The sequence below is a fragment of the Streptomyces spinoverrucosus genome, assembly GCF_006539505.1.
GTDB classification, from domain to species: domain Bacteria; phylum Actinomycetota; class Actinomycetes; order Streptomycetales; family Streptomycetaceae; genus Streptomyces; species Streptomyces spinoverrucosus.
This window is the reverse complement of record NZ_BJND01000119.1, coordinates 1-11,926: the sequence shown is the minus strand read 5'-3', so window position 1 is coordinate 11,926 and position 11,926 is coordinate 1. Positions and strand designations below refer to the sequence as shown.

7 protein-coding genes and 3 pseudogenes are annotated in these 11,926 nt (G+C 66.5%); 7 read left to right on the top strand and 3 right to left on the bottom strand.

Annotation, left to right across the window (positions count from 1 at the left end; genetic code table 11):
- Window positions 1–72: 72 nt before the first annotated feature.
- From SSP24_RS41115 to SSP24_RS41105, 3 genes and pseudogenes are all read left to right on the top strand, one after another.
- Window positions 73–285: pseudogene (locus SSP24_RS41115) on the top strand (IS110 family transposase); the annotation flags it as partial.
- A 230-nt stretch (window positions 286–515) separates the two neighbouring features.
- Entirely contained in the window at window positions 516–1,562 is a 1,047-nt protein-coding gene (locus SSP24_RS41110) for an ATP-grasp domain-containing protein (RefSeq protein WP_141316163.1), read from the top strand.
- Window positions 1,555–2,709, top strand: coding sequence for a M14-type cytosolic carboxypeptidase (locus SSP24_RS41105; protein WP_141316161.1), 1,155 nt, complete (start codon window positions 1,555–1,557; stop codon window positions 2,707–2,709). The genes SSP24_RS41110 and SSP24_RS41105 overlap by 8 nt, the downstream gene beginning before the upstream one ends.
- A gap of 235 nt (window positions 2,710–2,944) precedes the next feature.
- Here the strand turns inward: SSP24_RS41105 and SSP24_RS41100 are convergent, their stop codons facing one another.
- Both SSP24_RS41100 and SSP24_RS41095 read right to left on the bottom strand, forming a co-directional pair.
- Window positions 2,945–4,318 carry a UDP-N-acetylglucosamine--N-acetylmuramyl-(pentapeptide) pyrophosphoryl-undecaprenol N-acetylglucosamine transferase gene (locus SSP24_RS41100; RefSeq protein ID WP_373306818.1) on the bottom strand — a complete coding sequence of 458 codons (1,374 nt, stop codon included), beginning with the start codon at window positions 4,316–4,318 and terminating at the stop codon, window positions 2,945–2,947.
- Between the two features lie 23 nt (window positions 4,319–4,341).
- The gene (locus SSP24_RS41095; RefSeq protein WP_141316159.1) at window positions 4,342–4,950 is read right to left on the bottom strand and encodes a hypothetical protein; all 609 of its coding nucleotides are present in this window, start codon (window positions 4,948–4,950) and stop codon (window positions 4,342–4,344) included.
- A gap of 450 nt (window positions 4,951–5,400) precedes the next feature.
- Between SSP24_RS41095 and mraY the strand changes: the two genes are divergently transcribed.
- The 4 genes and pseudogenes from mraY to SSP24_RS44730 all read left to right on the top strand — a co-directional run bounded on the left by mraY (window position 5,401) and on the right by SSP24_RS44730 (window position 10,319).
- Complete coding sequence (gene mraY, locus SSP24_RS41090) at window positions 5,401–6,474, top strand: phospho-N-acetylmuramoyl-pentapeptide-transferase (RefSeq protein WP_141316157.1); 1,074 nt, start codon at window positions 5,401–5,403, stop codon at window positions 6,472–6,474.
- A gap of 473 nt (window positions 6,475–6,947) precedes the next feature.
- Window positions 6,948–8,367: pseudogene (locus SSP24_RS45615) on the top strand (IS701 family transposase).
- Between the two features lie 547 nt (window positions 8,368–8,914).
- Window positions 8,915–9,652, top strand: a pseudogene (locus SSP24_RS45500) (ISAs1 family transposase); the annotation flags it as partial.
- Window positions 9,653–10,040: 388 nt separating this feature from the next.
- A complete protein-coding gene (locus tag SSP24_RS44730; protein ID WP_229866360.1) occupies window positions 10,041–10,319 on the top strand; it encodes a Mu transposase domain-containing protein in 279 nt (92 codons plus the stop codon).
- 432 nt (window positions 10,320–10,751) lie between these two features.
- Here the strand turns inward: SSP24_RS44730 and SSP24_RS41065 are convergent, their stop codons facing one another.
- A complete protein-coding gene (locus SSP24_RS41065; protein WP_141316155.1) occupies window positions 10,752–11,495 on the bottom strand; it encodes a GNAT family N-acetyltransferase in 744 nt (247 codons plus the stop codon).
- Between the last annotated feature and the right edge of the window lie 431 nt (window positions 11,496–11,926).

Below are 11,926 nucleotides of genomic sequence, written 5' to 3'. Positions count from 1 at the left end.
GCTCAGTGATCGGCATCGGCGACGTGGGGCTCTTCCTCGGTCTGGACGCCGACAAGAGCACGCATCACAGCGACCGACGTCCGCGATGCCGCAGTGGTCGCACACGCTTCCCCCCTCATGCCCCACACCCTGAGCTCGCTGGAACTCACCGACGAGATCACCGCCGAGCTGACCGTCCTCGTCGGCAACCGGATACGCAGCCTGCTCATCCAGTTCCACCCCTCCCTGGAAACGCGTCCTCGGCCCCGCCTCGACCATCAGGCCGTCACCTGGCTCCTCGAACGCCGCACAGGATGAAAGAGACCTGGCTTGCAACCGAATGCCGGAATATCCGATAACTTCCAGTCCTGATCCGACATCCCAAAATCGCCGATCACTGGCGGACGTTCATCTCTTCGTCTGCGGGTACGAGGAGGAAGCCCCAAGTTCCCGAATGCCTGCCCGGATGCTCCTGTCGGGGCAAGGTCAGGGGGCCTAGCGTCGGCCTCTGAGCTCCACAACCAGGCGGAGAGGGAATGCGGAAGCACAGCCGGACGATCCTGATACATCTTGCGCGCCGTTCAATGTTGGAGGCCACTGCGGACTGCTTCGATGAGAGGCGTTGTCGCACCCTTTCTGAAAGCGAGCGGCGCAAGGCACAAGAGCTCCATTGCCCCGAGGTCTTCCATATGACCGAGGTTTTTCAGGAGCGGGGCTGGAAGTGCTACTGGGTGACTTTCGACGACATTGACGTGGCAAGCCTGCACCATTCACGTGTGTACGACGTGTCCGAACAGAAGTTTCTCAGACTCAACACGATCGAGCTGAATGCAAGGGTGGATGTCGTACTTGCCCGCGTGATGGGCTCGGTGGAAGGCAAGATCGGCAATGTCCGCGAGTACTTCGAGCGGCTCCAGGAAGAGTTTCATGGAGTGACTCTCAACGATCCGGCCTCCGTGTTGTACGGGCTACGCAAGGACTACCTGTTCGAGTACGCCAAGGCCGGATTCGCTACGATTCCGACCGAGTACTTCGACCGGACCGTCTCCTTCGCTGAGCTGGAGCGTGTCCACCGGGGTCAGCTCGACAGGTACGTGATCAAGCCTGTGACGGGTGAACTCGGCAACTCCTTCGCTTCGCTGGCGAGCATCGACGAAGGAGTGCTGCGCCACAAGGAGCCTCTGGTCGGCGGCTGGCTCGTTCAGCCCTTCATGCCCAGCATCTGGGAAGGTGAGTATCAGCTCTTCTTCATAGGCAACACGCTCGTCCAGGGGATACGCAAAGTCCATCGCAAGGTGCCCGGCATCGCGGTTCCCCAGCCCACCGACCGTAGCTTCGAGAAGCACCAACCCACGCCAGCCGAGGAAGCGTTCGCGCGGAGGGCGAAGGCCTTCTGGACGGGCGACCTGGGCCGACCGATCGACATCTGCCGGGTGGACTTCATCAAGGACACGGACGGCAGCCCGCTGCTGCTGGAGTTCGAGGCCGTAAACCCCGGGTTCCTCTTCAACCCGGCATCAGAGGCCCGGCGGGTCGCTTCTCTCCTTGAGGAACACGCCGTGTCCCGGATCCACCATGCCTGACCGGTCCGGCTTCGAGACTACGGTCAGCCACACGGGATTCACCAGCTTCTCCTGCCGGTTCTCCGGTTTCGACGAGGCCACGGCTACCCTCCACGTCGAGCTGATCGAACAGGGGCGGTACGGCTACCCGCACTGGTTCGAGTTCGAATTCGACCTTGATTGCCTGCCGATGTCGCCCCCAGACGTGATCACAGTCTCCCTGGGAAACGCAGGGGCCTCGCAGTACCGAAACGGCTGGCCTGGGTACCGCCCCTATGTGGAGCGGGCGAAGGGGTGGATACGCCTGGACGAGGGCGGCACATACCAGGACGGGGTCTTCCAGTTCAGAGTGCCCCTGGTCGGCCGGCGACTTCGCGTCGCCTGGTACGAGCCCTACGATCTCAACCGGATGCACCGGGCGGTCCTTGGCAACGCCCATGAGGACACGGTGCGGGTAACGATGGAGGATGACGGCTTCGTGTGCGTGGAGGCCGGTGACCCCGCCCTGCCCGCCGTTGTCCTCATCGCCCGGCAGCACCCGGGCGAGGTGATCTCCAGCTTCTTCGCCGAGGGGCTCCTGGACACGCTGCTGGCCCGTGAAGGAGTGGGCTCTGAGTTCTTCGCGCAGCACAGCCTGGTCGTCATCCCGATAATGAACACCGGCGGCGTGCGCCGGCAACTGCACCGCATGGACGAGGCCGGCATCGACTACAACCGTACCTGGGGCGAGCGGTCGGCACCGACACCAGTGACGCGGGTCCGGAAGTTGCTGGAAGACGGCCGCAGCATCCGCCTCTTCGCTGACATCCATGGCGACGAGGTCTCGCAGGTCAGTTACATCTCGTACCAGTTCGGCCGCGGCACCGGGGACCGTGACCGTGAGCCGTTGACAGGTTTCCTGTCACAGCTGACAGACAACTGTGGCCACCCTGTCCATGTCTGGGAAACACCCTCGTTCGCCAGGCGGTTCGCACGGGCACTTGTCCGCCAACGCCGTCTGCTGATCCGCCCCGGTCTCATGGCTGACCGGTACGTGGCCCGGACCCTGCCCTGTCTGTCTCTCACCTACGAGCTGAGCGCCGCCGAGGTGACACCGGATGAGGCCATTAGACAGGGCAGGAGGTTCGCGACGGCCCTGGCCGAGATGGCGCTCCACCGAGTGGGCTAGGAGCGATGCCGCAGCAAGCAAGGCCGAATAGTCGCATGGCCACGGACAAGAGCAGTACGGCCTGGGCGTGGTGACAATAGTCATGCCCAGGGCGGCTTGGAGCATGACGTCGGTTGCGGTGCTGCCCAGGCCTCTCCTGGTAGGCGGATGATGTTGAAGACTCCAGACGCCTTCCACTGCGGTCGTTGAGCTGATCGCGCGCGGTGCGCCCAGCGCTCCCGTGACACGGCGCCGTTCAGCGGGAGGCGGCGGCCAGGATGACATCCACCAGCCTGTCGGCCGCGTCCGGCCGGCCGTGTGCCCGAGCCCGCTCCGCGATGCCGCGCCGCAGGTCGGCGTCGGTCAGGAGCGGGCCGACAGCATCGCGCAGATGGTGCGAGGTGACCTTGTCGAGCAGGGCCACCGCGGCACCGGCCTGCTGAAGATGGCCGGCGTTGTGGGCCTGTTCGTCGCCCGCCGATGTGGCGAGCGGGATGAGCACCGCCGCCTTTCCCAGAGCGGTCAGCTCGGCCAGGGTGCCCGCTCCGCTGCGGGAGATCACCACGTCCGCCAGCGCGAGGACGTCGGGCAGCTCGGGTCCGAGGAACCCGGTGACGTAGTAGCGGTTCGCCAGGTCGGGCGGAAGGCAGGCGGCGTGTTGGCGCATGCGATCGGCATGGGCCGGGCCGCACTGGTGCACCACGTTCGCACGGCCCAACAGCCACGGCAGTGTATCCCCGATGAGCCCGTTGATCTGCTGGGAACCCTGCGCGCCGCCGGTGACGTAGACCGTGGGCAGTCGTCGGTCGAAAGCGTGCACGCCCAGCGCCTCGATCCCCTTGTCCGCGTGTCCGGCCAGCACCTCGGGCCGCACGGGGTTGCCAGTGACCACCGCGACATCGCGCACCGCTGCCGGCAGCAGAGCGAGCGTCGACTCGGAAGAAACCGCGATGCGCGTAGCCGTGGCGGCGAGCCTTCGGTTGGCCAGGCCCAGCCGGACGGTTTGCTCATGCAGGACAAGAGGACGGCGGCACAAGCGCGCCGCTATGCCTGCCGGCACGGCGACGTATCCGCCCGTGGCCAGTACGACGTCCGGTCGGAAGTCGGCGATGGCCTTACGGGCCTGCACTACACCGAGGGGCACACGGGCCATGTCCCGCACGTTCGCTCGTGACAGCATCCTGACAAGGTTGCGTGAGCGGCGAATCTTGCCTGTGGCCACTGAGGTGAAGGCGATGCCTTCCGCGGGGGCGACACGGGCTTCCAGGCCGTCCGCTGTTCCGATCCACAGTACCTCCAGCGTCCCTCCAGAGGCAGCCAGCCTGGCTTGGAGGGTACGGACGGCAGTCAGGGCGGGGTAAGTGTGACCGCCGGTGCCGCCGCCGGTGACGACCAGGCGAAATTCCTGCGGGATATGAGAGTTGGCACTGTTCACAGAAGGCTTCCCATCCGATATTGGCACGCCGCGCTCTTGCCGTTCTTGACGTGTCGTCAGCTGCTGGCCTTGCCAGGTCCACAGCTGGCTGTTGGCGGTGGAATCGGCATCTGGGCGGCGGCGGTGGCTCAGCCCCGTTTCCGCGGGATGCCGGGCCGGGGCGGACGATCTCGCACGCCGCCCGGCCACGTCCATGCCACGGCCGTGTCCACAAAGACTTACCGGTATTCACGACTTTGCGGAGAAAGGGCGGAGTACATCATCTGGCAGCTCTGTACTACCTCGTGGAAGGCCGCGTCTATACGGTGCAGTTGGTCAATGATGCCAATTACCACACTTTTTACACCGTCCGACAACAATGCCATGTCGGCCGGATCCAGTGAGGTCCACAGCCTGAGGCACGCTCGGTAGCGCGGCTGCAGGACGTCGGCGTAGTAACTCATGACGTCACGGCCGACAGCACGCGCGATGTGAGGCGAGAACTGACGAGCCTCCTCGTCGGAGCGCAGGCGCTGCGCCCATGTCCAGGCGAAGTGAAGGGAACCCTTGGCGCTCGTCAGATCCCCAGACGTACGGCCCAGGAGTGTTGTGGGCTCCCCATAGATCAAGTCCAGCAGCAGAAATTTGACCCGCCATGCTTCCTCACGGACCATCGTGGACTGGGGACTGGCAAACAGACCACTTGTGTCTGCGGATCCCCTGTGGCAAGAATTCAGCACGAGACGCTCAAGTTCGAGTGCCTCCTTACTGAATTCACTTACCATCTCCTGAAAGCACATGAGGCTGTCCCGGAACAACGTCTGGAGTTCGTTGCTGGGCGTCGTCATCTCCCCACCCTTCTACGGCCGGAGTATCGTCCAGCCCGTTTCGGCGACTGGTCTTGAATCTCTACACCCCAGCGCCAGCCGATACTGCGCCTCAGACTCTAGCGGCCCGCTTATCTCGTGATCCTGCCTTTGAGGGCAGATGAAAGGGGAACCAACGGAGCCTTTCCAGCCCTCAGCCTCGCCCTTGCGAGGCTCCTCCGAAGCGTCTCTTCACGTGTACGGCTGTCTAGTTGCGGTTGCGGCTTGAGGGCATCCGCACGTGCACTCGACGGGAGCCGGGAGGCTTCCCTTGCAGCCCTTCGAAATGCGACCCCGCCTGCAGGAGTGTTTACCGACGTCACTCGTCCGTATAAGGGCCAGGTATGCAGCGTCACTCCGGGTGATCATGATGCGTGCTCTATCCATGCCCCGTCCGATGCAGACCTACCCGAATTTGAACGGCAAGCTTTCGTGAAAGAAATCCTTATCGCCGGGGTGCTTGGCCTTTGCCTTTCGCTTTCCGGAACGCCCCTGATCATTCGCATACTCACCCGTAAGGGGTATGGGCAGGAAATCCGCGACAATGGCCCCCCAGGGCATCAGAGTAAGCGCGGGACTCCCACCATGGGAGGCATCGTCTTCATTCTCGCGACGTTGGTCTCCTACGCACTCACCAAGGTGATCACCTCAGACACACCGACGGTGTCAGCGCTGCTGGTGCTTTTCCTGATGACGGGCCTGGGCCTGGTCGGGTTCCTCGACGACTACATCAAGATCTTCAAGCGCCGGAGCCTGGGGCTGCGCGCCCGGTCCAAGTTGATCGGTCAGCTTCTCATCGGCATCGCATTCGCCGTGCTTTCCCTGGAGTTCGCGGACAGCCGCGGGGCTACTCCCGCTTCGCCGTATCTGTCCTTCACTCATGACTTCGGCTGGTACCTCGGGCCAGTCATCTTCGCTGTCTGGGCAGTGCTGATGATCAGCGCGACGTCGAACGGCGTGAATCTCACGGACGGCCTCGACGGCCTGGCTACCGGGGCTGCGGTGATGGCCTTCGCCGCATACACCGTCATTGGGATATGGCAGTACGGCCAGTCGTGCGCCAACACGCTGACCATGGGGCCGGGCTGCTACGAGGTACGAGACCCGCTGGACCTTGCCATCGTGGCGTCGGCGCTTATGGGAGCGTGCTTCGGCTTCCTGTGGTGGAACACCTCACCTGCGAAGATCTTCATGGGGGACACCGGCTCACTTGCGCTCGGCGGTGCTCTTGCAGGACTTGCAATCTGCTCTCGGACGCAGCTCCTTCTCCCGGTCATCGGCGGTCTGTTCGTCCTGATCGCTGCCTCAGTGATCCTCCAGGTCGGCTGCTTCCGGCTCACGGGTGGAAGGCGCATCTTCCGGATGGCGCCGCTGCAGCACCACTTCGAGCTCAAGGGATGGGGCGAGGTCCTTGTCGTCGTCCGTTTCTGGATCATCCAGGGCGTGTGTACCGTCATGGGCCTCGGTGTCTTCTACGCCGCCTGGTGGGCGGCCACGAACGCCTGATTCAAACGCAGTGCCGTGAGGACCGGTTCGCTGGGCCCACCGGCCCGAGAAGCACGGCAGCCGGAAAGACGTCTACAAATGGCCACGCATGTGCGCCGCCGACCGGTGACCGTGGAGCGGGCCACCGCCAGGGCCCTCGGTGACCTCGGCCCTGACAGCCGTAGTCGGTACCCAGCCCTCTCCCCGTCGGATCAGCGCTGACACGGCCGTGGGGTGCGGGTCGGCGTCCGGGAAAGCGCCGGCCGGTCAGGATGCGCGCAGGGTTGCGGCCCGAAGGCAGGGGCCTTCGGGCACGCGCCCCAGCGACGGTCTGGGCCGAATAGCGCCACCAGCGGATGCGGCCGCCGCCGCACCCCGGCCATGCACTGAGCTCTATCGGTAGTTCGTTGAACTCGTCTGTAGTGCGGGTTGACGGCGAGGCGGATTGGCCATAGGCCGGTTGCAGGGAGTCAACCACTTGCTGGGAGCCGAAGATGATGGCTCGTCGTCCATGTCCGCCTGCGCCGGGACCGTTGGAGGAGTATGCGGCCCGGTTCGATGATCTCTTCGTCAGCCTGGCTCAGCGGCGGGGGTTCCGGGAATATCTGACCGGACTGCTTGCGCCGCGGGACAGGAACAAGACGATCACCTGTCTGGCAGGGGCGGAGCCGGTGGCGGGCGCAGGGATGCCAGGGTGCAGCGGCTGCAGTTCTTCCTCTCGGAGTCCACCTGGGACGCGGAGCAGGTCAACGACCGTCGGCTCGAGCTGCTGCGCGGCCATGCTGCGACGGCTCCGCATGACGGCGGGGTCATCGTGATCGATGATTCCGGGGACCGCAAGGACGGCACGGCGACCGCGCACGTGGGCCGGCAGTGGCTGGGCCGGTACGGCAAGACGGACAACGGCATCGTCACGGTGACCACGGTGTGGACCGACGGCCGTGTGCACTACCCGCTGCACGCAACTCCCTACACCCCCGCCTACCACTTCGCCCACGGTCGCTTGGACCCGGCCTTCCGCACGAAACCGCAGCTGGCCGCCGCCCTCGCGGCCCGGGCCAAGGAGTCGGGATTCGGCTGCCGGGCCGTGGTCGCCGACTGCGCCTACTCCACCAGCGACGGCTGGTACCTCGCCCTGCGCGAGGCCCACCTGCCCTACGTGGTCGCGCTCAAACCGCACCGCGGCACCTGGGCCCGGGCCGACCAGCCCCACACCCCCATCGACGCGGCCCACGCCCTGGCCTGGCAAGATGCCACTCATCCCGGCGAAATGGACGCCCGTTAAGCGTCACTTCCGCGACGGCCACAGTGAGACCTGGTGGGCCGCCGATGCCCGCCTGGGCGGCTACGGACCCGATTCACCCTGCCGCCTGATCGTGGCCACCACCGATCCGGCCACCCTGCCGACAAGGCCACCTGGTACCTGGCCACCAACCTGCCCCACCCCGATGCGCCCCACGCCGCCACCAGTGCGCACCCGCCCGCCGACCTTACCGAGATCGTCCGACTCTACGGCCTGCGGCCGTGGATCGAGCAGAGCTACAAACAGATCAAGGACGAACTCGGCTGGGCCGACTTCCAGGTCCGCTCCGATACCGCCATCCGCCGCCACCAGACCCTCGTCAACTGCGCCTTCTCCTTCTGCTGGGACCAGTGGTTCACCCCACCCGGAGATCTGGATGCCACCGCGCCGGACCCGTGCCCCGACGAGGGGCCAGAGAGGGGGACCAGCCTCACACCACCAGCCTCAACTGCCCTGCTGGCCCAGGGCCTTACGCGCCATCCGTTCCTGGCTCACCTCCTGGCTCACCCCGGCCATCACCCTCACCCGGTGGTGGCAAGCCTGGACGGACAAGGACCCGCCCTCCGAGCTCCAGGCCTGATCGACGCAGTCACCACAGGACACGGCATTGATCTCTACTGCCGGGTTTAACGAACTACCGCTATCAGCGTTGCCGCTCCAGGGTGAGGACGGCCGCGGGTGATGGACGACATTCGATTCGGGCTGCACCGGGTTTTGCGGATGATCCGCCAGGACTTCAGCCGGGCCACGCCCTGCTCGGCTGGTGCCCGCGCGGCGGAGAGCGCGCGGTTGACCGTGCGCTGGGTCAGCGACAGCTCACCGCTGGCGGGCGTCTGGCGGGTGTGGTCACCCAGGGAGCCGACGCCACCGTCCGCACCCCCAGGGCTGATGCGTTCTCGCGTGGTGAGATGAGCCGGTCTGGTGCGTACGTGTCGAGGTGGCAGAGTTGCCTCGGCCGGAGACGACGAACGCGACCCCTGATGATCGAGGTTGTCGAAGCCTTTGATCACGAACAGGGGTCGCGTGCGCGTATCATCTTCCCTGACCGGTGTCCTGCAGCGCCACTTCGGGGACACCGACGTGCCCTGCCCTCATGCCGGCCTGCCGGAACTCGTCCCGTTGCGGGAGATTCTGGATGGTCTGCCCGAGCCGTGACGGGTGAGGGGACGCCGCTACCGGCTGGGCTCGCTGCTCGCGTTGTGCGTCCTCGCGGTTCTGGGCGGGGCCACCACCCTGGCCGTCATCGCACGGTTCGCCGCGGACGCGGACCCCGACGTGCGGGCCGGGCTCGGGCTGGAACGCCTTCGGCACCCCACCGCCCTGGGCCAGCTGCTGTCCCGGATCGACGGCGACGCCCTCGATGACGCCGTGGGCACCTGGCTCGCCCGCCATACCACCGACCCGGTCGAGGACGATGCGCCGACGCTGGCTGGCCTGGCTGTCGACGGCAAGACCGTACGCGGCAGCCGTCACGGTGAACGCGGAGCCGTCCATCTCCTGGCCGCCGTCCTGCACGAGTCCCAAGCCGTCGTCTGCCAGCGGCAGATCACCGCCAAGAGCAACGAGATCCCCGCCTCCGCCCCGCTGCTGGACCGGTTGGACCTGCACGGCCTGGTCGTCACTGCCGATGCGATGCACACCCAGACCGGTCACGCCGAGCAGATCGCTGCCCAGGGCGGCCACTGCATCCTCGTCGTCAAGGGCAACCAGAAGAACCTCCGCCGCCGGCTGCGACACCTGCCCTCGCGCGAGGTCCCGCTCCAGCACCGTACCCGCGGCCAGGCCCACCACCGGCACGAGATCCGCCGCCTGAAGGTCTGCACTGTCCATCCCGGCCTGCACTTCCCACACGCCGTCCAGGCGATCGAGGTCAAGCGCCGCCGCACCAGCCGGAGAGCCGGGAAGACCACCGTCACGACGGTCTACGCAGTCACCAGCCTCACCCCCGAGCAGGGCCGCACCGGTCCGACTCGCCGAGCTGATCCGCGGGCACTGGCACATCGAGGCCCTCCACCACATCCGGGACGCGACCTTCGCCGAGGACGCCTCCCGCGTCCGCACCAGCACTGCACCCCGCGCGATGGCGACCTTCCGCACCATCGCCATCGTCCTCATCAGCCAAGCCGGCTGGACGAACATCACCGCAGCAACCGACCACTACCGGTCACGAACCGACCACGCACTCCAGCTACTCAATCTCGAAACCTGAGAACGCATCAGCCCTGGCGCGGGCGGGAGTTCGTCTTCCTCGAACACACGCAGTCCGAAGCCCTCCGCTGGTCCAGTGAGGTCGGGCCGCCGGCAGTGCCGGCCGCTGGGCGGGGCCGCCCCGGCCGCGGTGTTCGAGGCGGTCGAGGCGTCCACGCTGCTGCCGCTGCCGAAGACGCCGTTCGCGCTGGCTCGCTGGTCCACCGCGACGGTCGGGCCGGACATCCACATCAAGGTCGGCCGCATCCTCTATCCGGTGCCGTGGAAGCTGATGGGCAAGCGGGTCGATGTCCGCTCGACCGCGGCGTTCGTTCAGGTCTTCCACGACGGCGAACTGGACCCCGGCGGCACTTGAGCAGGGCAAGCGGACGCACTCCAGCGACTATCCGCCGGAGAAGATCGCTTTCCATATGCGGACCCCCACTTGGTGCCGGACCCAGTCCGAGTAGGTCGGCACCGCCTGCCGCGAGGTGATCGACCAGCTGCTGGAGGTCAACGCGCTCTATCGGCTCCGTGTTCGCCCGCAGCCACGCTATGCAGACCTGCCGCCCGCTAGTGGCCGGGCATCGCGCCCGACCGGGCGGTGGGTGGACCGGCGGACCGGGTGTGGCCAGGGCGCCGGGAGGAGCAGGAAGTAGCCGGCCCAGTCGCGCGGTCACGGGCCCGAAGGCCCGCTCGGTCGCGATGGTCATGTCGCACTCACGCCCCGGCGCAGGGCTTCCAGATCGGGGATGTGGAGCAGTCCGTCGAAGGCTCCGGGCCGTTGGACGGCTGGCAGCAGGTGGAATCACCCGCTGAGGTGGGGGTGCCGGAGGACGCTACCCACTGTTGCTGCGGCAGCGTTCGGGCTCGACGACCAGGTTGCCCGGCTGCTGGTTGCCGTTTTGATGGTTCGCGTGAGCCGTCGTTCGATACCCTCCTGTACGGTTGGCCAGTCTTCGCGGAGGATGGAGTAGAAGGCAGTGTCGCGTATCTGGCCGTCCAGTCCGCGGGAGTGGGCCCGGCGGATGCCCTCGCTGACCGCGCCGAGCCGCTCGATCGCGGTCCGGGAGCGGGCGTTGCGGGCATCAGCGCGCATCGAGATCCTGCGTACCTGCCAGATGTCGAATGCGTGGCCGAGCATCAGTAGCTTCGCCTCGGTGTTAACGCCGGTGCCCCGGGCATCGGGGCAGAGCCAGGTCCCTCCGATCTCCGCCGCGTCCGGCGCGGCGGTGTGATGATCGCCCAAAGGGCCGCGCGGCGCCGGGGGCCAGGTCAGGGGTCCTTGCCAGTAGTCCATCGCGAGGAATCGGGTTGAGCCGACGATCCGGTTGTCGGTGCGCCGGATCACGGCGAACGGCAGGACGGTGCCTGTCTCTTGCTGCTCCAGTGCGGCGGCGATGTAGAAGCGGGCGGCCCGGACGCCGCGTGGTCGTGGGGTGAAGCTGTGGCAGGAGTCTCCTGCACTGGCTTCGGCGAGGCCTTGCGCGTGGTGGGGAGCCAGGGGCTCCAGGACGACCAGGCGGCCAGTGAGAGCGACAGGGGCAGGCAACGGACGGTCCTTCGATGGGCGGGCCCATGGTTGAGGGCTGGGCTTCCGGAACGGGGCACGACACAGCCGTCGCGCCCGCCCTCTACTCAATCCTGTCCCGCGCAGGTGAGGACACGACGATCGGGCAACGACTCGGGCAATGCTGAGGCCCCTCACCAGGCTCGGCGAGTCCGAGGTACAGCCGGTAGGACGGGGTTGGGACGGAGTCTGCGGAAGGCGCACTGGAGCATCTTCAACGGGGGCTTCGTCGGTTCACGCGGGTAATCGCCAGCCTTACGGAGTTCGTCGTCCGGAGCTGCCCGGAGGCACGATCCGGGCATGCCTGCGGAACACAGATCGGACGGTTTTGCGTGAGAGGGTTGCGTCCTGAGAAGTGGTGTACGGGCTCCCACCTGATCCGGGCGTTTGCCGTGGCGTCGGAGTGAGTGAGC